This window comes from Streptomyces sp. NPDC107528, assembly GCF_055639295.1.
In genome coordinates this window covers 651,671-672,989 of sequence record NZ_JBVKAV010000001.1, presented here as the reverse complement: position 1 = coordinate 672,989, position 21,319 = coordinate 651,671, and the positions used below count along the sequence as shown (strand labels likewise).

19 protein-coding genes and 1 pseudogene are annotated in these 21,319 nt (G+C 71.0%); 14 read left to right on the top strand and 6 right to left on the bottom strand.

The genetic code is table 11. The features are described 5' to 3' along the window. Positions 1 to 56: 56 nt before the first annotated feature. Positions 57 to 2,753, top strand: a complete 2,697-nt coding sequence (locus tag ACZ7L5_RS03270) for a SpoIIE family protein phosphatase (RefSeq protein ID WP_471513957.1) — start codon at positions 57 to 59, stop codon at positions 2,751 to 2,753. Between the two features lie 69 nt (positions 2,754 to 2,822). Here ACZ7L5_RS03270 and ACZ7L5_RS03265 read toward each other — a convergent pair whose 3' ends face one another. Then, positions 2,823 to 3,737, bottom strand: a complete 915-nt coding sequence (locus tag ACZ7L5_RS03265; protein WP_471513955.1) for a MurR/RpiR family transcriptional regulator — start codon at positions 3,735 to 3,737, stop codon at positions 2,823 to 2,825. Between the two features lie 111 nt (positions 3,738 to 3,848). Between ACZ7L5_RS03265 and ACZ7L5_RS03260 the strand changes: the two genes are divergently transcribed. The 6 genes from ACZ7L5_RS03260 (at position 3,849) to ACZ7L5_RS03235 (ending at position 10,395) form a co-directional block, all read left to right on the top strand. Next, positions 3,849 to 4,988, top strand: a complete 1,140-nt coding sequence (locus ACZ7L5_RS03260) for a C45 family autoproteolytic acyltransferase/hydolase (protein WP_471513953.1) — start codon at positions 3,849 to 3,851, stop codon at positions 4,986 to 4,988. Positions 4,989 to 5,054: 66 nt separating this feature from the next. Next, positions 5,055 to 6,701, top strand: a complete 1,647-nt coding sequence (locus ACZ7L5_RS03255; protein ID WP_471513951.1) for an ABC transporter substrate-binding protein — start codon at positions 5,055 to 5,057, stop codon at positions 6,699 to 6,701. 6 nt (positions 6,702 to 6,707) lie between these two features. Next, the gene (locus tag ACZ7L5_RS03250; protein WP_471513949.1) at positions 6,708 to 7,661 is read left to right on the top strand and encodes an ABC transporter permease; all 954 of its coding nucleotides are present in this window, start codon (positions 6,708 to 6,710) and stop codon (positions 7,659 to 7,661) included. Beyond that, positions 7,658 to 8,515, top strand: coding sequence for an ABC transporter permease (locus tag ACZ7L5_RS03245; RefSeq protein WP_471513947.1), 858 nt, complete (start codon positions 7,658 to 7,660; stop codon positions 8,513 to 8,515). The genes ACZ7L5_RS03250 and ACZ7L5_RS03245 overlap by 4 nt, the downstream gene beginning before the upstream one ends. A gap of 6 nt (positions 8,516 to 8,521) precedes the next feature. Then, positions 8,522 to 9,544, top strand: a complete 1,023-nt coding sequence (locus ACZ7L5_RS03240) for an ABC transporter ATP-binding protein (protein WP_471513945.1) — start codon at positions 8,522 to 8,524, stop codon at positions 9,542 to 9,544. Continuing rightward, on the top strand, positions 9,541 to 10,395 hold the full coding sequence (locus tag ACZ7L5_RS03235) for an ABC transporter ATP-binding protein (RefSeq protein WP_471513943.1): 855 nt from the start codon (positions 9,541 to 9,543) through the stop codon (positions 10,393 to 10,395). Before ACZ7L5_RS03240 ends, ACZ7L5_RS03235 begins: the two co-directional genes overlap by 4 nt. 31 nt (positions 10,396 to 10,426) lie before the next feature. Here the strand turns inward: ACZ7L5_RS03235 and ACZ7L5_RS03230 are convergent, their stop codons facing one another. Then, on the bottom strand, positions 10,427 to 12,430 hold the full coding sequence (locus tag ACZ7L5_RS03230) for a flavin monoamine oxidase family protein (protein ID WP_471513941.1): 2,004 nt from the start codon (positions 12,428 to 12,430) through the stop codon (positions 10,427 to 10,429). Between the two features lie 238 nt (positions 12,431 to 12,668). On the opposite strand from ACZ7L5_RS03230, the gene ACZ7L5_RS03225 reads away from it, so the two are divergent. The 3 genes from ACZ7L5_RS03225 (at position 12,669) to ACZ7L5_RS03215 (ending at position 16,512) form a co-directional block, all read left to right on the top strand. Next, positions 12,669 to 14,168 carry a family 43 glycosylhydrolase gene (locus ACZ7L5_RS03225; protein ID WP_471513940.1) on the top strand — a complete coding sequence of 500 codons (1,500 nt, stop codon included), beginning with the start codon at positions 12,669 to 12,671 and terminating at the stop codon, positions 14,166 to 14,168. A gap of 52 nt (positions 14,169 to 14,220) precedes the next feature. Next, the gene (locus tag ACZ7L5_RS03220; protein ID WP_471514497.1) at positions 14,221 to 15,642 is read left to right on the top strand and encodes a family 43 glycosylhydrolase; all 1,422 of its coding nucleotides are present in this window, start codon (positions 14,221 to 14,223) and stop codon (positions 15,640 to 15,642) included. Positions 15,643 to 15,750: 108 nt separating this feature from the next. Further along, complete coding sequence (locus ACZ7L5_RS03215) at positions 15,751 to 16,512, top strand: polysaccharide deacetylase family protein (protein ID WP_471514495.1); 762 nt, start codon at positions 15,751 to 15,753, stop codon at positions 16,510 to 16,512. 54 nt (positions 16,513 to 16,566) lie between these two features. On the opposite strand, the pseudogene ACZ7L5_RS03210 reads toward ACZ7L5_RS03215, so the two are convergent. Continuing rightward, positions 16,567 to 17,088: pseudogene (locus ACZ7L5_RS03210) on the bottom strand (DUF2278 family protein); the annotation flags it as partial. 93 nt (positions 17,089 to 17,181) lie between these two features. On the opposite strand from ACZ7L5_RS03210, the gene ACZ7L5_RS03205 reads away from it, so the two are divergent. Together ACZ7L5_RS03205 and ACZ7L5_RS03200 are read left to right on the top strand one after the other, a co-directional pair. Next, the gene (locus ACZ7L5_RS03205) at positions 17,182 to 17,622 is read left to right on the top strand and encodes an SRPBCC family protein (RefSeq protein WP_471513938.1); all 441 of its coding nucleotides are present in this window, start codon (positions 17,182 to 17,184) and stop codon (positions 17,620 to 17,622) included. 95 nt (positions 17,623 to 17,717) lie between these two features. Then, entirely contained in the window at positions 17,718 to 18,116 is a 399-nt protein-coding gene (locus ACZ7L5_RS03200; RefSeq protein ID WP_471513936.1) for a lanthionine synthetase LanC family protein, read from the top strand. On the opposite strand, the gene ACZ7L5_RS03195 is transcribed toward ACZ7L5_RS03200, so the two are convergent. Together ACZ7L5_RS03195 and ACZ7L5_RS03190 are read right to left on the bottom strand one after the other, a co-directional pair. After that, a complete protein-coding gene (locus tag ACZ7L5_RS03195) occupies positions 18,110 to 19,018 on the bottom strand; it encodes a S1 family peptidase (protein ID WP_471513934.1) in 909 nt (302 codons plus the stop codon). The two genes, ACZ7L5_RS03200 and ACZ7L5_RS03195, sit on opposite strands and share 7 nt — an antisense overlap. Before the next feature lie 166 nt (positions 19,019 to 19,184). Next, on the bottom strand, positions 19,185 to 19,361 hold the full coding sequence (locus ACZ7L5_RS03190) for a hypothetical protein (RefSeq protein WP_328878353.1): 177 nt from the start codon (positions 19,359 to 19,361) through the stop codon (positions 19,185 to 19,187). Between the two features lie 178 nt (positions 19,362 to 19,539). Here ACZ7L5_RS03190 and ACZ7L5_RS03185 point away from each other — a divergent pair, with 178 nt between their 5' ends. Together ACZ7L5_RS03185 and ACZ7L5_RS03180 are read left to right on the top strand one after the other, a co-directional pair. Beyond that, positions 19,540 to 19,896, top strand: a complete 357-nt coding sequence (locus ACZ7L5_RS03185; RefSeq protein WP_362387293.1) for a PRC-barrel domain-containing protein — start codon at positions 19,540 to 19,542, stop codon at positions 19,894 to 19,896. A 27-nt stretch (positions 19,897 to 19,923) separates the two neighbouring features. Further along, the gene (locus tag ACZ7L5_RS03180) at positions 19,924 to 20,091 is read left to right on the top strand and encodes a hypothetical protein (RefSeq protein ID WP_471513932.1); all 168 of its coding nucleotides are present in this window, start codon (positions 19,924 to 19,926) and stop codon (positions 20,089 to 20,091) included. Between the two features lie 61 nt (positions 20,092 to 20,152). On the opposite strand, the gene ACZ7L5_RS03175 is transcribed toward ACZ7L5_RS03180, so the two are convergent. Continuing rightward, positions 20,153 to 21,304 carry an XdhC family protein gene (locus ACZ7L5_RS03175; RefSeq protein WP_471513929.1) on the bottom strand — a complete coding sequence of 384 codons (1,152 nt, stop codon included), beginning with the start codon at positions 21,302 to 21,304 and terminating at the stop codon, positions 20,153 to 20,155. Positions 21,305 to 21,319 lie beyond the last annotated feature (15 nt).

Genomic DNA, 21,319 nt, shown 5'->3' with positions numbered 1-21,319 from the left:
CTCCTCCTCCCGACCGAACCCGTGCCCGCCCCGTCCATCGGTGTTAGAAATGAGGCATGGCCGCCTTCCCCGGCCGCCTGCGGTCGCTGGTGAGCGCGGCTACCGTCGCCCGGCAGGTCTTCGTGCTGCAGGCGGCGATCGTCGTGCTCCTCGTCGTCGCCGCCGTCGTGGCACTGGTGCTGCAGGTCCGCACCGACACCCGACGGGAGGCCGGCAACCGGTCCCTCGCCGTGGCCGAGTCCTTCGCGCACGCGCCGGGTGTCGTGGACGCCCTGGCGGATCCGGATCCGAGCGCCGCGCTCCAGCCGCGTGCCGAGGCGGCGCGCGAGGCGACCGACGTGGACTTCATCGTCGTGATGAGCACCGACGGGATCCGCTACACCCACCCCAACCCCGACCGGATCGGCAAGCACTTCGTCGGCACCATCGCACCGGCCGCGGCGGGCGGGGTCGTACGCGAGACGTACACCGGGACTCTGGGGCCGTCCGTGCGGGCGGTGGTCCCCGTGACCGACGGCGGCGACAAGGTCGTCGGGCTGGTGTCGGCCGGGGTGACGCTGGCCAGCGTGGGCGGGGTCGTCGACAACCAGCTGCCGGTGCTGATCGGCTCAGCGGCGGCCGCGCTCGTCCTGGCCACCGGCGGCACCGCGCTGGTCAGCCGGCGGCTGCTGCGCCAGACGCACGGGCTGGGGCCGGTCGAGATGACGCGGATGTACGAGCATCACGACGCCGTCCTGCACTCCGTACGGGAGGGCGTCCTGATCATGGACGGCCGCCGCCGGCTGGCGCTGGCGAACGACGAGGCGCGCCGGCTGCTCGGGTTGCCCGCGGACGCGGAGGGGCGGCCCTGCCCCGACCTGGGCATCGCGCGCGACCTCGCCGGGCTGTTCACGTCCGGGCGGGACGCCACCGACGAGGTGCACCTGGCCCGGGGCCGGCTGCTGGCCGTCAGTCAGCGGTCGACCGACCAGGACGGCGGTCCGCCGGGCAGCGTGGCCACCCTGCGGGACACCACCGAGCTGCGGACGCTGACCGGCAGGGCGGACGTGGCGCAGGAGCGGCTGAAGCTGCTGTACGACGCGGGTCTGGAGATCGGCACCACCCTCGATGTCACCCGCACCTCGCAGGAGCTGGCCGACTTCGCGGTGCCGCGGTTCGCGGACTTCGTCAGCGTCGACCTGGCGGATCCGGTGCTGCGGGGCGAGGAGCCGAAGGAGGGTCGCGCGGACATGCGCCGGGTCGCCTTCCGGGGCGCACGGGAAGACAGCCCGCTCTATCCGATCGGCAAGCTGATCCACTTCCGCGAGGGCACGCCGCAGGCGTTCGGATTCGGTTCCGGCACTTCCGTGCTGGAGGCGGACATGCCCGCCTTCTCCGGCTGGCAGGTGCAGGATCCCGAGAACGCCCGCCGCATCGTCGGCTTCGGCATCCACACCATGCTCACGGTCCCGCTGCGCGCCCGCGGCGTGATCATGGGCATGGCCACCTTCTGGCGCGCCGAGCGGCCCGAGCCGTTCGAGCAGGAGGACGTGTCCCTCGCGGAGGAGCTGGTGGCACGCGCGGCCGTCAGCATCGACAACGCCCGCCGCTACACCCGCGAGCACACCCTGTCGGTCACGCTCCAGCGCAGCCTGCTGCCCCGGGCGCTGCCCGACCAGAGCGCCCTGGACGTCGCCTACCGCTATCTGCCCGCGCACGCGGCGCAGGGCGGCGTCGGCGGGGACTGGTTCGACGTGATCCCGCTGCCGGGGGCGCGGGTGGCGCTGGTCGTGGGGGACGTCGTGGGACACGGACTGCACGCGGCGGCGACGATGGGACGGCTCCGTACGGCGGTCCACAACTTCTCCACCCTGGACCTCCCGCCCGACGAACTCCTCGGCCATCTGGACGAGTTGGTCGCCCGCATCGACCAGGACGAGGACGACGGCGACAACGAGGGCGCGCCGGTCACCGGAGCGACCTGTCTGTACGCCGTGTACGACCCGTCCACCGGGCTGTGCACCCTCGCCCGCGCCGGCCATCTCGAACCCGCGCTCGTCCACCCCGACGGCGATGTCGAGTTCCCGGCCGTCGTCGGCGGGCCGCCGCTGGGTCTGAGCGGCAGCCTGCCCTTCGAGGCGACCGAGCTGCGGCTGCCCGAGGGCAGCGGGCTGGTCCTGTACACGGACGGGCTGGTCGAGCGCCAGGGGCAGGACATCGACGAGGGCCTGGAGCGGCTGCGCGGGGCGCTCGCGGCGACGCCGCCGACGGGCGGCCGGACGCCGGAGGAGACGTGCAAGGCCGTGCTGGAGGCCCTGCTGCCGGAACGTCCGCGCGACGACATCGCCCTCGTCGTCGCCCGGACGCGGATTCTCAGCCCCGATCGCTCGGCGACCTGGGACGTTCCGGACGACCGCTCCGCCGTGGCCCGGGTCCGGGCGGCGGCCACCCGGACGCTGGACGACTGGGGTCTGTCGGAGGAGGCGTTCACGACCGAGCTGATCCTCAGCGAGCTGGTCACGAACTCCCTGCGCCACGCCACCGGCCCCATCCGCGTCCGCCTGATCCGCGACCGCGCCCTGATCTGCGAGGTCTCCGACGGCAGCAGTACCGCTCCCCACCTGCGCAGCGCTGCCGCGACGGACGAGGGCGGCCGGGGACTGTTCCTGGTGGCGCAGTTCGCCGAGCGCTGGGGCACCCGGTACTCGGCGGCGGGCAAGGTGATCTGGACGGAACAGCCCCTGACGGATCCGGGGACCACTCCGGCCGAGTGAGGCCGTCGTGCCGAGTGAGGCCGTCGTAAGGGCCGTTACGGCCGTAGCACCGGATCCGGCGCAGTCGTCTCAGGTCTTGCGTGGTCGCGGCTCCTTCTGCGCCAGCAACTGCTCGCGCAGTGCCGTCAGCTGGTGGGAGTGCTCGACCGCTCGGGTCTCGTCCAGGGTGGTCAGGGCGAGGACGAGGGCGTCGGCGACGACGAGGCCGGTCAGGGCCTCGTTGGTGTTGCCGGTCGGGGTGTGGGGGGCGGTGAGGACGGCGTCGACGCGGTCCTCGAAGACCTCCCCGAGCTCGTCGGTGACGAAGACGACCCTGGCGCCTACCGCGCGGGCCCGCTCGACGACGACGTTCAGTTCGGCGAGGCGGCGCCCCGGCTGGAAGACGACGACGGCATCGCCCTGCCCGAGGGTGAGCAGCGGGTCGGCGAGGGCGAAGCCGGTCTCGCCGACGAAGCGGGCCCGGCGGCCGATCCGGCCGAGGGACAACGCAAGGTGCCGGGCGGCCAGTTCGCACGCGGCGACGCCGTAACAGAACACCTCACGCGCCTCCGCGAGCACCTCGACCGCCCGCTTCAGCGCGTCGGCGCCGGTCAGCCGCCGGCACTGGTCGATGCGTTCCTGCGTCTCGTCGAAGACGTCGTTCCAGATGCCTTCCAGGTCCCGCCCCACGTGCGCGATGCGCTGCTGGAGCCGCACCTCGGGGGCGAGCGCGGAGGTGAAGTCGGCGGCGAGTTCCCGCTTGAGCGCGGGCAGGCCGGCGTATCCGAGGCGCTGCAGGGCGCGTACGACGGTGGCGTTGCTGGTGCCGCTGGCGGCGCCCAATTCCTGCGCGCTCGCGAACATCAGCTGCTCGGCGGGGGCGCTGGCGAGGTACTGGGCGACGGTCCGTTCCGACGCGGACAGCTCGTCCCATGTGTCGCGGACGGCGGCCCGCAGTCGCGTGAGACCCCCGGGTCCCGCACTACCGGATTCTGGATTCTTCATTACAGGTATTGACTCTCCCGTTTCGGCCATTACGCTCTGAACATCTCGTTCCAAGCTGAAGAAATTCCGGAACAGACGTTACAGCACTGACGTGTCCCCGAGGAGTCCCGCGTGAAACAGAGCTTGCCGGTCATCGAGATCTCCGGGACCCCCCTCGTACGGGGACGACAGTACGGCGAGGCCGTGGCCCCCCAACTCGGGATCGCGCTCGGCTACTACGCGGAGGCGTTCGGGGTGTCCTCCGGCCTGACCTGGCGACAGGTGACCGGCCGGGCCGCCCGCTGGCTGAAACCGGTCGGCGACCACGCCCCGCACCTACTGGCGGAGATGCAGGGCATCGCGGACGGCGCCGGCCTGGACCTGCTCGACGTCCTCGCCCTGAACGCCCGCGGCGAGGTCATCTACGACGAGTCCTTTTCCCAGATGCGCGAGGAGGAGGAGCCCGCCGAGGGCTGCACCTCCTTCGCCGTGTACGGCCCTGCCAGCGGCGACGGACATGTGTGGGCCGGGCAGAACTGGGACTGGCGGGCCGGAGTCGCCGACACCGTCGTCATGCTGCGGATCGTCCAGCCGCCCGAACCCACCCTGATCATGCAGGTGGAGGCCGGCCAGATCGGCCGCCAGGGCGCCAACTCGGCCGGGATCGCGCTCAACGCCAACGGCCTCGGCGGACGGTTCGGCGAGGCGGTCGGCCTGCCGCAGACAGTGGTCCGCCGCAGCGTGCTCGACCAGGCGAACATCAGCGACGCACTGGACGTGCTGTGCCGCACCCGCGCGCACATCGCCAGCAATGCCCTCCTCACCTGCCGCGAGGGCTTCGCCATCGACCTGGAGACCACCCCGGCCGGCCACGGCTGGCTGTACCCCGACGACGGGCTCCTGGTGCACGGCAACCACTACCAGGCGGGCATCCCCGCCGCCCTCGCCGACGGCTACCGCCCGATCGCCGCCGACTCCCTGGTGCGCGTACCCCGCGCCGAACAGGGCTTGCGACGGCTGCGCGACTCCGGCGGCGCCGACGAGTCGCGCAAGCTGATCAAGGACGCGCTGTCGGACCACCTCGGTTTCCCGGAGTCGCTGTGCACCCACGCCGACCCGCGCAAGCCCGCCGTCAGGCACTGGACGACCCTCGTCTCCTCCTGCGTCGACCTCACCGCCGGCGACTACCACGTCACCGCCGGCACCCCGTGCGACCGCGAGTACCAACACCTGCCCTGGAACCTCTACGACGGCCCCCACGCCCCGAACTGACGACCCGTCACCAAATTTGCCCATCCCCCCGCTCCCGTTCACCTTCCCCGCTCAGGAGCCCCCGCAATGAAGCTCAGAACCGCCACGACCGCCGCCGGTGTCGCCGGAGCGATGGCCCTGCTCGCCGCATGCAGTGGCGCCACCTCCGGCACCTCCGCGAGCGGCGGCAAGGCCGCCGACGCCGCCGACCTCGCACTCACGTCCACCACCCCGCAGGCCGCCGAGCCCGTCACCGCCGTGAACTGGCTGCTGGAGGACGAGCCGGACTCCCTGGACCTCGACACCCAGGGCGGCAGCGCGGGCCGCACCGTGCTCACCAACGTCTGCGAGCGCCTCTACCAGCTCCAGCCCGACATGTCCGTACGCCCCTTCCTCGCCCGGCAGACCGCTCGACCCGACGCGACCCACCTGGTCCTCACCCTGCGCGACGACGTCACCTTCCACGACGGCTCGACGATGACGGCGGACGACGTCCTGTTCAGCCTGAAGCGGCACGCGGCACCGGAGATGGAGCAGTCGGACGAGTTCGCCAACGTCTCCGCCATGCGCAAGACCGGCGATGACGAGATCACGATCACCTTCAAGGAGCCCGACGCCCTGTTCACCAAGGCGCTGGCCGGCGACGCCGGGCTCGTCTACAACCGGGAGCAGGTGGAGAAGGCCGGCAAGGAGTTCGGCACGCCCGGTCGGGGCGACGCCTGTTCCGGACCGTACGAGGTCGCCGGCTGGAAGTCCGGCGACTCGATCACGCTGACCCGCGCCGACTCCTACTGGGGCGAGAAGCCGCTCACCGGCAAGGTCGTCTTCCGCTGGGCCGACGACAGCGCCATGGTCAACGCGCTCGCCACCGGAGCGGCCGACGGCACCTACGCCGACAACATAGGCACCGCGGCCGCCCTGCGCGGCAAGAAGGGCCTCGACGAGTACTTCGGCCCGAGCACCTCCGCCCTCGCGCTCATCCCGACCGAGCGCGGCGGCCTCGCCGACCCCGACATCCGCAGGGCTCTCTCCCTCGCCCTGGACCGCTCGGGCATCGCCAGGTCCGGCTACGGCGGGCTGGTCGAACCCTGGGCCACTCCGGTCGGGTCGGGTGCCTGGGGTTATGAGCAGGAGACCTTCGCCGCCGCCCAGAAGCAGCTCACCGACGCCCCGGCCAGCCCGGACGCGGACCACCTAGCCAAGGCGAAGGCGCTGGTGAAGAACGCCAAGAAGGCGCCCGACGAGCCCATCGTCATCGGCACCGACAGCAGCCAGGGCCGCATGGTCATCGCCAACGCCGTGCGCGCCGCGCTCACCCAGATCGGGCTCAAGGGCCGGATCAAGACCGTCCCGGCCGCCCAGTACGGCGAGTTCTACGGCGACAAGGAAGCCCGCGCCGACATCGACGTCCTGGTGGCCGACTGGTACATCTCCAAGAGCGACCCGCTCGGCTTCTACGACAACGGCCTGTCGGACAGTTCCAACAACTGGGTCGGGTTCAGGAGTCCGGCGTACGACGCCAAGCTCAAGGAGGGTCTGCGCACGCTGGACGACGCCAAGCGCGCCGCTCTCGCGGTCGACGTACAGCGGCAGTTCGCCGACGCGGCCGTGTGGATTCCCGTCGCGCAGGTGCCGACGGCGCTCGTCATCGACGACGAGCTGACCGGTCCGCCCGCCTCGATGGCGTACCTCTACTACCCCTGGGCCGCGAAGCTCGGCGCGAAGAAGGGCTGAGCACCGATGTTCGCCTCGATCGGGCGGCGGCTCGCGGGACTGCTGGCCACGCTGCTGGCCTCGTCCTTCGTCATCTTCGCCGCCGTGTACGCAGCTCCCGGCGACCCCGCCGTGTTCCTGGCGGGGGGCCGCGACAAGCTCACCCCGGAGCGGCTGGCAGCCGTGCGGGAGCAGTACCACCTCGACGAGCCGCTGGTGGCCCAGTACGGCCGCTGGCTGTGGGACTGCCTCCACCTCGACCTCGGCCGCTCCTTCCAGTACGGCGACCAGGTCTCCGACCTGCTGACGTCCCGCTTCCCGACGACGCTCGCGCTGGTCGGCTACGCCACGGTCCTGTTCGTCGTCCTGGGGGTCGGCGCCGGGGTGCTGGCCGCGGTCCGGCGCGGCAGTTGGGTGGACTCCGCCGTCGTCGGCACCACCACCCTCACCGCTTCCGTTCCCTCGTTCGTGGGCGGTATCGCACTCGTCGCCTTCTTCGGGGTGCGGCTGGGCTGGTTCCCGGTGACGGGCAGCGGCGAGGGCTTCGGCGGGACGCTTCACCATCTGACACTGCCGTCCCTCGCGATGGCGCTCGGCGCGGTGGCGGTCATCTCCCGGGTCACCCGGCAGGCGATGGTCGAGGCGGGCTCGGCCGACCATGTGGAGGTGGCCCGTGCGGCCGGGCTGCCGGAGCGTCAGATCATCCGCCGGCACGTTCTGCGCAACGCGCTGGGCCCGGTCGTCACCATGTGCGGTCTGGTCACCGCGGGCATGCTGGCGGGCACGGTGGCCATCGAGACCGTCTTCGGCCTCAGCGGCATCGGCTCGCTGCTGGTCGGCGCGGTGAACAGCCATGACTTCCCGGTCGCCCAGGCGGTGCTGCTGCTGATGGTCGCCTGCTACATCGCCGTCACCACCCTCGTGGACCTCGTGCATCCGCTGCTCGACCCACGCCTGAAGGCCATGAGGAGCCCCGCATGACCGCGGTATCCGCCGATGTGCTGCCCCCGGCCCGCCGCGGGCGCGCCCGCCGCCGGCCCGTCCTCGTGATCGCCGGGGCCGTCTTCCTGGCCCTCGTCGTCCTGGCCGCCGGCTTCGCCCCGCTGCTCGCGCCGTACGCGCCCGACGCCGTGGACCTGTCGTCCTCCCTGGTCGGCACGACCGGCGACCACCTGCTCGGCACCGACGCCTCCGGGCAGGACCTGCTCTCGCGCGTCCTGTACGGCGCCCGTACCAGCCTGATCGCCCCGCTCGCGCTGCTGGCCATCGCCGCCCTGCTCGGCGTCACCCTGGGCACGGTCGCAGCCTGGCGCGGCGGCTGGGTGGACACGCTGGTGTCACGGGTGACCGACGTGATGTACGCGTTCCCCGGCCTGCTGTTCGTCGTGCTGATCATCGCCGTGTTCGGCGCGGGCATCACCACGTCGGTCCTGGGCCTGGGTCTCGCCTTCGCGCCGACGATCGCCAAGTACACCCGCAGTGTGGCGCTGGCCGAGCGGTCCAAGCCGTACGTCGACGCCTACCGCGTACTGGGCATGGGCGGTCTGCGGATCTGTGTACGGCATCTGGTGCCGGGCCTCGCCCGGTCGCTCGTCGGGTACCTCGTCGTGCTGTTCGGCGAGGCCCTGATGAGCCTGGCCACCCTCAGCTATCTGGGGTTCGGCTCCCAACCGCCCAGCTCCGACTGGGGGTTGATGGTCCAGGAGGGCCAGGCCGCCATCGTCCAGGGCGCCCTGCTGCCCGCGCTGGTGCCGGGCACCGCCATCGCCGCCGTCGTGGTGGCCTTCAACGTGGTCGGGGTCTGGGCCGCCGACCGGCTCGGCGCCAGGAGGTAGCCCGCGATGCTGCTCGACATCCAGAACCTGACCCTGGGCCTGCCCGGTGCGGCGCGGCCGCTGCTCGCCGACGTGAGTCTGCGCGTCGGCTCCGGGGAGACCGTCGGCCTCGTCGGCGAGTCCGGCTCGGGCAAGTCCACCACCGCGAAGGCGGTGCTGCGGCTGACGCCCGAGGAGGCGACGGTCACCGGCCGCGTGCTGGTCGACGGCACGGACGTGCTCGGCCTGAGCGGGGCCGGGCTGCGCGCACACCGGGCCGGCACGGTCGCGATGGTCCACCAGGACCCGCGCTCCGCCCTCAACCCGGTGCGCCGGATCGGCGACTTCCTCGTCGAACGGCTTGTGCGCACCGGTCGTGCGGGCGACCGACGTGCGGCGCGCGAGAGGGCCGTCGAACTCCTCGGGGCCGTTGGCCTGTCCGACCCCGAACGGCGGTTCGGGCAACGGCCCCACGAAATGTCCGGCGGCATGCTGCAACGCGTGGTCATCGCCGGCGCGCTCGCCGTCGAGCCGCGGCTGCTGCTGGCCGACGAGTCCACCAGCGCGCTCGATGTCACGACGCAGGCGGAGATCCTCGCCCTGCTGCGCACCCTGCGCGAGGAGCGGGGTCTGGGGATGCTGTTCATCACCCACGACCTGCACCTGGCCGCCGCGTTCTGCGACCGTGTGTACGTCATGTACGCCGGCCGCGTGGTCGAACAGCAGGACGCGGAGCGCCTCTTCACCCACGCCCGGCATCCCTACACCCGCGGCCTGCTCGCCTGCTCCCCCGAACTCGGCGACAGCGAACGGGCGTTGCAGCCGATCCCCGGCCGGCCCCCGTCCCTCTCCGACGCGTTCACGGGCTGCCCGTTCGCGGCGCGCTGCGCGCATGCCGAGCCGGAGTGCACCACCTGGCTTCCGGAGCCGGCAGCGGTCCCGGGCGGTGGGACCGCCGCCTGCCGAAGGCTCGCCGACCTGCCCGAGGATCCCACCGAACCGGGCCTCGCCACCGTCCCGTCGTCCCTGACCAAGAGGAGCACAGCATGACGGCCACCGAGGCCCGGCGCGAGGCGTCCCTGCTCGTGGCCGACGGCCTGACCAAGACCTACCGTCTGCCCGGCGGCGACCGCCTCACCGCCGCCGGGCAGGTCTCCTTCACCGTCCCGCGCGGCGGCTCGCTAGGGGTGGTCGGTGAGTCCGGGTCGGGCAAGAGCACCGTGGCCCGGATGCTGGTCGGCCTGGTGCGGCCGGATGCCGGCAGCGTCACGGTGGACGGCCGGGACCGTGCCGCGCGCCCGCCGTCCCTGAGCAGGAGCCGGGCGGCTTACCGGCTCGCCCGCGCCCGCGAGATCCAGATGGTCTTCCAGGATCCGTACGTCTCCCTCGACCCTCGTCTCACCGCCCGCCAGTGCCTGCGCACCGCCCTGCGGCTGCACGGCCGCGATGCCGACGACCGGCTGATCGCCGCCCTCCTCGACCAGGTGGGCCTCGGCGCCCGGGAGGCCGGGGCGCGCCCGCACGAGTTGTCCGGCGGTCAGTGCCAGCGCCTGGCCATCGCGCGGGCCCTCGCCGTCGATCCGCGCGTTCTCGTCCTGGACGAGGCGGTCGCCGCGCTGGACGTGTCGATCCAGGCGCAGATCCTCCAACTGCTCGGCGAGATCCGGCGGGACACGGGGGTGGCCCTGGTGTTCGTCAGCCATGACCTGGCCGTCGTCCGGCACATCACCGACGAGACGGTGGTGATGCGGCGTGGCCGGGTGGTGGAGCAGGGCCCGACGGACCGGGTCCTCGGTGCGCCCGAGGACCCGTACACCCGCCTCCTGCTGGCCTCCGTACCGCGCCGGGGCTGGGATCCGGCCGACGCGGTACGGGCCAGGGTTCAGGCGGATGCCGCGTGACCCCGCGGGGTACGCGCGGCCCGGCGGGGTGTCAGTCCGCGTGCGCCTCCAGCGCGGCCCGCACCCCGGATTCGAGGGCGCCCTCGATCCACGACGGCTTCACCGAGGTGTGGTCCCCGGCGAAGTACAGCGGCCCCTCGGCGGTGCGGATGGCCTCCAGCAACTCGGTGTGCTGGCCGGGCAGGAGGACGGACGCCTCGCCGTACGCGTACGGGTCGCGCAGCCAGCTCTGGGTGCGCCCGGCGCCGGTGTAGAAGACCTCGACGCGCTGGCCGTAGACCTGTTGCAGCCCCCGCAGCGCGTGCGGGTAGCGGGCGTCCTCGTCGAGGGAGTCCCAGCGGGAGGCGTCGTCGGCCCAACTGTAGGAGGCGAGAACGACGCCGCCCTTGCTGCCCTCGATCGGGTGGGACGGGTTGATCATGAAGCGGTTGGAGTTGTCGGAGACCGACCCGCCGCCGATGATGTGCGCGGCCTCGGGCTGGTCGCGGGTGGCCCAGCGGTTGGCGGCGTAGTGGGCGCGCTGGGCGTCGCTGATGTGGCCGTCCGGGACGGAGGGGTGGGCGCCGAGGAGGCTGCCGTCGGCGGGGGCCTTGCCCTTGCGGTAGTCGTCGTAGAGGCCGGGCCGTACGGCGTCGAGCTCCCGCTTCCAGTCGGCCTCGGTGAACTCCCACCAGCGCAGGCCGAATTCGAGGAGCACCTTGGTCGCGCTGTCGTAGTGCAGTTCGGCGACCGCGCGCCGCTTCTTGTACGACATCAGCGGGCTGACCTGCACCTGCCTGAGCCCCGAGAACGGCACGGTGACGATCGCGAGGTCGCCGGTGAACTCCTCGCGCACCACCTTGCCGTCGCGTCCCTCGGAGACGGTGTCGATCCAGACGTGCGGGCCCTTGGCGTGAACGTGGGAGGTGTCGTCGGCGCCGGGCCGGCCGGGGGCCCAGTACTCGATGTGCGTGGCGCGCCGGTCGAGGCGCACAACGTCGGCGACCTCCTTCAGCAGGGCGTCCGGAAGCGTCGCCGTGCCGCCGACCAGCTCCCAGAACGCGGTGTCCGGGCTGATCAGCGACTGACTGATGAAGCTGTGGATGAAGGAGAGCGGCAGCCGTGAGGTGAGGTTCTCCAGGGTGCCGATGAGATCGATGGTCCGCTCGTCGAAGCCCGCCTCCTCGGTCAGGAAGCGGTACATCGACCAGTCGCCGTACTTCTGCACGACCCGCGCCCAGCCCTTGACCCGCTCGGGCATCGGCTTGTCGACGCGTTTGCCGTCCGGGCCGACGGTGCTGAACTCGTCGCGTACGGGGTCGAGGGCGCGGCGCAGGATGGTGCCGGAGGGCGTGTCCCAGTACGCGCGCGGGACACCGAAGGAACGGTTGATCCTTCGGGGTGACTTCGCGTACTCGGAGCGGCGCACGCGGACTCCGTTGACGTGCAGCCAGGCGTTGTTGACGGGCTTGCCCTCGCCGTCGACGTCGACGAGGTGGAACCGGCGGCGCTTGACGCCGAGTTGGTCGATCAGGGTCATCACCAGCGGATGACTGCCGGGGATGCGCATGGCGCCGGCCTCGGCGTACTGGGCCGGGTCGGCGAACGCCTGCGCCGCCTGCTCGTGGCCGCCGGTGCGGAAGGTCTTGATGCGGCCGCCGACGCGGTTGCCGTTGGCCTCGACGAGCGTGACCCGGTGCCCGGCCCGCTTGAGCAGCCAGGCGGCGACCAGGCCGGCCGGTCCGGCGCCGATGACGAGGATTCTCTTGCCCGTCTTCGTCTGCGCGCGCGGCAGTCCGGAGTCGAGGATCTTCCGGTACCCCGGGACGAGCGGCTTGTCGTGTTCGTCGACGACCAGCAGGGCGCGTGCGACGGCCAGGCAGGTGTCCCAGTCTGCGGTGGATCGCGGTCGCCCGGGGGCCTGTCGGGGAACGGCGGGTGCGGCGGCGGCCGCGGTCGGGGTTAACGCGGCCAGAGCGGCCGTCGTGGTCGTTGCGGCCGTGAACTGCCGTCGGGAGAGGGAAGTTGAGCCGACGGGCGCGCGGTGATTGTCCATGTGCACTGGATACGGGGGCAATTGGCCTCCCGGTGGCGCATCGGTCGGTTCATCACCTGAACGGGCAAGCGCATCGTCGGCCGGCCGCGCCGAGTGTGCGTCCGCACGCGGGTTTGTGAAGCGTGGACGACGAAACCGTTGACGGGGACATGGCCCACTTCTATCTTCTGACCCAATCGCGATCGGAATCACGAACTTCGTTCGAAATTACGGACAGGGACGGTCTCGTATGCCTCGGATGTCACGCACGCCTGCCAGGAAACGCCGCAGACCACTCATCCTCTGCGTGATCGCCGCGTTGCTGGCCCTGGTGGCGACCACGCAACCGGCGTCCGCGGCGGACGGCCGCCCGTACACGAACCCGCTGAAGTCGTCCAAGGGCGCCGACCCCTGGCTCCAGCACCACGACGGCAACTACTACCTGATCACCACGACGTTCACCGGCATCCTCGGCATCCGCAAGTCGCCGACGCTCGCGGGTCTGGTCGGCGCGCCCAATGTGCAGGTGTGGTCGGACACCACGCCGACCCGCAACACCAACATCTGGGCACCGGAGATGCATCTCTTCAACGGCCACTGGTACGTGTACTACTCGGCCGGACAGGGCGGTGCGGCGTGCTGCGACTCGCAGCGCACGCACGTGCTGGAGAGCGCCGGCACCGACCCGATGGGCCCGTACACCTACAAGGGCTCGCTCACCGGCTCCAACCTCACGCCGGGCGGCTGGCTGATCGACGCGAGTGTGCTCCAGGCCGGCAACAAGCTCTACCTGGTCGGCAGCGGGTTCATCAACGGCAGTACGCAGAGCCTCGTCATCGCGCCGCTCAGCAACCCGTACACGCCGGCCAGTAGCACCTTCACTGTCATCTCCAGCCCGACCCTGGACTGGGAGCGGTCCGGCGCGCCCGTCAACGAGGCCCCGGAACCGCTCTACCACAACGGCCGCACGTTCCTCACGTACTCGGCCAGCTACTGCAACACCGCCGACTACAAGCTCGGCCAACTGGAGCTGACCGGCTCGGATCCGCTGAACCCCGTCTCCTGGACCAAGAAGCAGACACCGGTCTTCCAGCGCAATGACGCCGGCGGCGCCTACGGCCCCGGCCACAACGGCTTCTTCACCTCGCCGGACGGCACCGAGAACTGGATCGTGTACCACGCCAACTCCACGTCCGGCGGCGGCTGCGGCAACGGCCGCACCACCCGCGCCCAGGAGTTCACCTGGAACGCCGACGGCACCCCGAACTTCGGCACCCCCGTCGCCCTCGGCACCACACTCCCCGGCCCGTCCGGCGAGACGGCCGCGACGCCGACGTCGTACACCCTGGTCAACCGCAACAGCGGAAAGTGCCTGGACGTGAACGGCGGCAACACCGCCGACGGCACCAACATCTTCCAGTGGACGTGCACCGGCGGGAGCAACCAGAAATGGAAGGTGAAGGACCTCGGCGACGACACCAACCGGCTGGTCAACGTCGCGACCGGCAAGGTGATGGACGTCGCCGACTGCTCAGCCTCCGACGGCGCCGACATCCGGCAGTGGTCCTGGCTGAACAACAAGTGCCAGCGCTACCGGCTCGTGTTCACGGCGAGCGGTGACTACGTCCGGATCGTCAACGAGTCCACCGGCAAGGTCGCCGACGTGGCCGACTGCTCTGCCGCGAACGGCGCGGACGTACGGCAGTGGACCTGGCTGAACAACACCTGCCAGCAGTGGCGCCTCGTCCCCACCACCTGATCACCCGTACCTCTGGAGAACTCCCTTGAGACGCATAGCCGTACGGCTGCTCATGGCCGTCCTCGTCGCCCTGGCGGCCTGCCTCGCCGGACCCGCTCCGGCCGCCCGGGCGGCCGTGCCTGACTCCCCCGCCGTGACCTACACCAACCCGATCGCGGAGAAGCGGGCCGACCCGCACATCTTCAAACACACCGACGGCTACTACTACTTCACCGCGACCGTCCCCGAGTACGACCGCATCGTGCTGCGCCGGGCGACGACCATCCAGGGCCTGTCGACGGCCCAGGAGGTCACCATCTGGACCAAGCACAGCAGCGGTGTGATGGGCGCGCACATCTGGGCACCGGAGATCCACTTCATCGACGGCAAGTGGTACGTCTACTTCGCCGCCGGCGCCACCAACGACGTGTGGGCGATCCGCATGTACGTCCTCGAGGGCACCGGAACCAATCCGCTGACGGCCGCCTGGACGGAGAAGGGGCAGATCAAGACCCAGTGGGAGAGCTTCTCCCTGGACGCCACCACCTTTGTCGTGGGCGGCGTGCGCTATCTGGCCTGGGCCCAGCGCGACCCGTCCGTGAACAACAACACGGACATCTACCTGGCGAGGATGACCAACCCCTGGACCATCACCGGCACTCCGGTGATGCTGTCGCGGCCCACCTACTCCTGGGAGACCGTCGGCTACAAGGTCAACGAGGGCCCGGCGGTGATCCAGCACGGCGGCAAGGTCTTCATGTCGTACTCGGCGAGCGCCACCGACAGCAACTACTGCCTGGGGCTGCTGTCGGCGTCCGCGGACGCCGACCTGCTCAACGCGGCGAACTGGAGCAAGAGTTCCACGCCGGTGTTCACCAGCAACGCCGCGACCGGCCAGTACGGTCCGGGCCACAACTCCTTCACCGTCTCCGAGGACGGCAGGAGCGACATCCTCGTCTACCACGACCGCAGCTACAAGGACATCACGGGCGACCCTCTCAACGACCCCAACCGCCGCACCCGTGTGCAGAAGCTGTACTGGAAGGCCGACGGCACCCCCGACTTCGGCATCCCGGTGGCCGACGGTGTCACGCCGCAGCGTTTCTCGTCGTACAACTTCGCGGACCGGTTCGTCCGGCACTGGGAGTACCGCGCCCGCATCGAGGCCGGCGTCTCCCCGCTCGCGGACTCGCAGTTCCGCGTGGTCACCGGACTGACCGGCAGCGGCACGGTGTCGCTGGAGTCGGCCAACTTCCCCGGGCACTACCTGCGGCACAAGAACTTCGAGGTGTGGCTGGAGAAGAACGACGGCACGGCGAAGTTCGCGTCCGACGCCACTTTCCACAAGCGGGCCGGGCTGTCCGACGCGGCAGGGGTCTCGTACGAGTCCTACAACTACGCCGGGCGCTACGTGCGGCACTACGACTACCTGCTGGTGGTCCAGGCGCCGAGCACGGCGACGGATCGGGCGGACGCCACGTTCCACGCCCAGTAGAACCGCCGGAACGCGCAGCTCAGAGCGCACAAACACTCGCTATACATCGCGTGTATACTCGCCATGTATAGTCGCGGCATGCCTTTTCCGATCATTCCGTTCAAGAAGATGAAAAAGTCGTGGGCTTGGTTGTCTGCCGCCGCCGTTCTGGTGGCGGCAGCTTCCTTGGTGGCGTTCACGCAGTACGAGCGCCTGGACATCACGTCTCCCAGCGCCGCCCGGGCCCAGGCCACGTCCACCGCCCAGGCCCGCCTCGGCGGCGTCGACTGCCGCGAGGCCAAGTGCGTCGCGCTGACCTTCGACGCCGGGCCGAGCGAGCACTCCGCGCGCCTGCTCGACATCCTCAAGGAGGAGAAGGTCCCGGCGACCTTCTTCCTGCTCGGCAAGCGGCACATCGAGAAGTACCCGGAGCTGGTCGAGCGGATGGCCGACGAGGGCCATGAGGTGGCCAACCACACCTGGGACCACGAGAGACTCACGGACCTTGACGCCGACGAGATACGGGAGGAGATAGAGCGCCCCAACAAGGAGATAGAGCGAATCACCGGGCGGCGCCCCACGCTGATGCGTCCGCCGCAGGGCCGTACGAACGACACGGTGCACGACATCTGCCGCGAGCTGGGGATGTCGGAGGTCCTGTGGAGCGTGACGGCCAAGGACTACAAGACCAATGACTCCAAGCTCATAGAGCAGCGTGTCCTGGATCAGACCGACCGGGACGGGATCATCCTGCTGCACGACATCTACGACGGCACCGTGCCGGCGGTGCCCGGGATCATCGACGCGCTGAAGAAGCGGGGGTTCGTGTTCGTGACCGTGCCGCAGTTGCTCGCGCCGGGGAAGGCCGAGCCGGGGAAGGTGTACCGGTGAGCCGTCTCACCAGGTGAGGTGAAGGCGGTGCGGGCAGCGGCGGGGAGCGGTGGATCAGCGTGGGGAGAAGACGACCGACCACCCCTCCTGCCCTGCCTGATCGGCGGTGTACGAAACCCCGTCCACCTTCAGTCGCTCGGCATCGAGGAGGCTGATCTCGCCGCCGTGGTTGCCGAGTTGGGCGCCACCGCTCATCGGGACGGTGAGGCAGGCGCCGGCCGCGAGCGGTCCCGGCGGCACGGCTGACAGCCGGCCCAGCCGGTCCTGGAGGTGCCAGCCGGTCAGGTCGACCGGAGCGGGCGAGGCGTTGAGGAGGGTCACCGTCTCGGCGTCGGGGGCGGGGCCGCGCGGGTTGACGAGGGCGGCGACGATACGGACGGGACGGGTGCCGGGCACGGGGCGCGAACCGTCGACGCCCTCGATGGCGTGGCCGGTCACGTCGTCCGTCTTCCCGGACTGGCTCTGGAAGGCGAGGAAGATCCCCACCCAACGGGACTGCGCCGGGAAGTGGATGAGCAGCCCGCCGTCCTGCCAGACCCCGTCGTCGTCGCGGAAGCGGCGGCTGTTGCCCTGGTTGGGTACGTCCGCCCGCCGACGTCCGGCTGGACCGACTGCACGACGCGTATACGACTGCGCCGATGACCAGCTCGGATTCCCTAAGATCGTTCCGTGGCGAACTTTCTCCTCGAACGCACGGTTCCACTCCCCCTCGACGAGGCGTGGCGCCGCCTGACGGAGTGGCCCCGCCATGCCGCGGCCGTCCCACTGACCCGCATCCGGGTCACCCCACCCGAACCGACCCGTGTGGGCACCCTCGTCATCGCCCGCTCCGGAGTCGGCCCGCTGTCCTTCGACGACCCGATGGAGGTCACGGTGTGGCAGCCGCCTGGGGACGACGCGCCGGGCCTGTGCCGCCTGGAGAAACGGGGCCGGGTGATCACGGGCTGGGCCGAGATCGAGGTGCGGCCCGGGCCGGGAGGGCGGACGCGGGTGGTGTGGCGGGAGGAGGTGCGGGTGCGCTTCCTGCCGAAGGTCGCCGACGGCGTGCTGGAGCGGGCGGCGCGGTATGTGTTCGGGCGGGCCGCGAACCGGCTCCTGCGCACGGCCTGACGCCGGTCGATGTCAGTGTCCTCTCGTAGGGTTGCGGCGATTTCACGGATCTCGCGGGGGGAGGGCGTCGTGGGTGCCCGCACCACCGCCCCGACGTGGTCGAGCGGTACGACTACGGCTGGTGCCACGGCCCGGCCGGCGACGCCCAGGTCTTCCGCCTGCTCCGGGACCTGTCCCCCGACCCTGCCTGGCCGGCCCTCGCCGACCGCTGTCGGCACACCGGCACGCACTCCGGCCTGCCGAACCGGCTGCGCCCCGGCTTCTGGGACAGCAACGGCCGTTGCTGCGGCACCGCGGGCGTCCTCGCCCTCGCCGTCGACCGGATCGCCGAGCAGGACGACTCCCCCGAATTCGCCCTACTCCTCGTCACCGACCTCGCCGCCCACGCCACCCGCGACGCCGACGGCGCCCGCTGGTCCAACGCCGAGCACCGGGCCACCCCGAGCGAGCTCCGACCGCGGCCGGGGTGGGCGCGTGTCGCGGGCCGTCAGTAGACGGACAGGCCGTACACGCTCAGCACTTCCTGGATCGGCTGGTAGTAGGAGGTCCCTCCCGTGGCGCAGTTGCCGGAGCCGCCGGAGAGGATGCCGATGACCTTGTCGCCGGCGTAGAGCGGACCTCCGCTGTCGCCGGGTTCGGCGCAGATGTTGGTCTGGATCAGCCCGTTGACGATGTCACCGCCGCCGTAGTTCACGGACATGTTCAAGGCGGTGACCACGCCGCATCGGACTCCGGTCGTGGCGCCCCGGGTGCAGACTCGTTGACCGACGTAGGCGGACGCGGTCCCGGTCACGTCGACGGTTCCGATGGTGCCGGGGTGCGGCACGGCCGGGTTGGCGTAACGGACGACTCCGAAGTCGTTGCCGGGGAAGCTGCTGCCTGTGGTGGGCCCGACGGCCGTGTCCAGGGCGGCACCGGTGTACCAGGTGGGCAGGTCCGCGGTGCAGTGTCCGGCGGTGACGAAGTAGTACGTGGACCCGCTGCGCACATTGACGCCCGCCGTGCAGCGCCGGCCGGCGGCGTGGATGCCGTCGCCGCCGGACAGGAGCGTACGCAGCCGGCCGTCGAGCCGTTCGACGGTGACAGCACCGGCGAACCGGTCGACGGTGTGGCGGAGTCGGGCGAGTTCGGTGTCCGTGACCGTGGAGTCGGCGAGGACACGCACCTTCCCGCTCCGCTCGTCCACGGTCCACGCCGTCCCGTCGATCCCCAGTGACGTGACGGCCGAGGCCGGGCCGGACACCGAGGACGGCGTGAGCGGCTCGGCGGCGGTCGCTGCGGTCGCACTGGTGCCGGACACCGTGAGGGCGGCCACTCCGAGCAAACTCAGCGCGTAGCCGATCAGTTGTGAGTGTCTGTTGGTTGTACGGCGTGGTGTTGTACGGCGTGCTGTCATCCCGATTCTCCCCGAGGACGGTCGGCCGGTTTCGGGCACGCCCGACCGGTGACCGGGCGTGCCGGGTTGCATGCCGTGGTGCTGGTGCCGTGCGGGATTCGAAGGGCATTGTGCCCGGACGCCCGGGGCGGGGGTAGGCCGTGTTCAGCCGTGGGAGCCGTTCCGGTCAGCGGCGGCGGCCCCGCGCCGCCCAGCCGCTGCCGATCCCCGCGACGTGCAGGGCGAGACACGTGAGCCCGATCAGCATGACGTTGGTGGATGTGAAGACGTCGTTGGTGGATATGTCTGCCGCGTTGATGAGAAAGGCGATGAAGAACAGGACCGCCGCGATGATGCCCAGCACGATGTGCCTCCTTGGCGAAGGGGAATCGACCGATGGTGCCGTTTCTCGCGTATGCCCCCGGCCGGCCGCATCACGCACTGCGGCCTCGGGCACTGCCCTGCCGGACCCGTCGCGCGCATCGTGCAGAGACGGCGAAAGGGGGTACGCGGCCCAGAGGAACGACGAGCGGAGGATCGCGATGTTCGAGCCCGGTGACATCCGAGAGTGGCGCGGTCACGATGTGGTCGACGACAGCGCACGCAAGATCGGCAAACTAGAGTCGATCTATGTGGACACCGCTACCGACGCGCCGTCCTTCGCGACCGTCACGGTCGGCATGCCGACTCGGCACCGCCTGGTGTTCGTTCCTCTCGGCGGAGCGACGGTCGGCCCTGGGTACCTGAAGGTCGCCTACGCAAAACACCAGGTCAAGGATGCGCCGTCCATCGACATCGACGGGGTCCTGCCGGCCGGGGACGAAGAAGCGGTGTTTGCGCACTACGAACTGGAGTACCGGCCGGGCGCGGAGGGCGAGCGCCGGCTGGCGCGCCGCTGACGAGCCACGACGATCCGGGAGGCGGCCATGGCTCTGTTCTTGTTCCTGCTTCTTGTGGCGGTGGTACTCGGCTTCATCGGAGTACTGGCCGAAGGGTTGCTCTACCTGCTGATCATCGGGGTGCTCGTGGCGGTCGTCGCCGTCCTCTACCTGGGGACGAAGATCCGGCGAAGCGGCAGGCGTCCGGCACGATAGGCCACGCGGTCCACGGGTGGCCGAGTGATGCGGTGGCTCGCAGGCCAGGCCCCGGTGGGCCTCACGCCACCGAACCGATCCGCCCCGTCGGCGACGATGTCGCGTCGTGATGGATCGGCGTGTGTGCGCCCGTCAGTGAGACCCCGCTGCCGCCCCGCCGGTTGGCGACGATCTCCGAGGCGATCGACAAGGCCGTCTCCTCCGGCGTACGGGCGCCGAGGTCCAATCCGATGGGGGACCTGAGCCGCGCCAGCTCCAGTTCACTCACGCCGACCTCCCTGAGCCGCTCGTTGCGGTCCAGGTGGGTGCGGCGGGAGCCCATGGCGCCGACGTACGCGACCGGCAGGCGCAGGGCGAGCTGGAGCAGGGGTACGTCGAACTTGGCGTCGTGCGTGAGGACGCACAGGACCGTGCGGGCGTCGACCGACGTCCGCTCCAGGTACTTGTGCGGCCACTCGACGACGATCTCGTCGGCATCCGGGAAACGGGCCTTCGTCGCGAAGACCGGGCGGGCGTCGCACACGGTCACGCGGTAGTTCAGGAACTTTCCGATGCGCACGAGCGCCGACGCGAAGTCGATGGCACCGAAGACGATCATCCGGGGCGCCGGGACCGAGGATTCGACCAGCACCGAGAGCGGGGCGCCGCAGCGCGAACCCTGTTCGCCGATCTCCAGGGTGCCGGTGCGGCCCGCGTCGAGGAAGGCACCCGCCTCCGCCGCGACCGTACGGTCCAGCTCGGGGTGGGCGCCGAAGCCTCCGTCGTACGAGCCGTCGGGGGCGACGAGAAGCGCGCGGCCCTTCAGCTCGTCCGGCCCGGACACGATCCGCGCCACCGCCGCCGCCTCCCCGCTCGCGGCCGCCCGCAGCGCGGACGCGAGCACGGGGCGGGCCGGGTCCCCGGCGCGTACCGGCGTGACCAGGATGTCGATGATGCCGCCGCAGGTCAGGCCGACCGCGAAGGCATCCTCGTCGCTGTAGCCGAAGCGCTCCAGGACCGTCTCGCCGTCCTCGAGTGCCTGCTGGCACAGCTCGTACACCGCGCCCTCCACACAACCGCCGGAGACCGAGCCGATCGCCGTGCCGTCGGCGTCCACCGCGAGCGCGGCGCCGGGCTGGCGGGGCGCGCTGCCGCCGACCGCCACCACGGTGGCCACGGCGAAGTCACGTCCCTGCTCGACCCACCGGTGCAACTCCTCGGCGATGTCCAACATCTCTCGGTCTCCTTG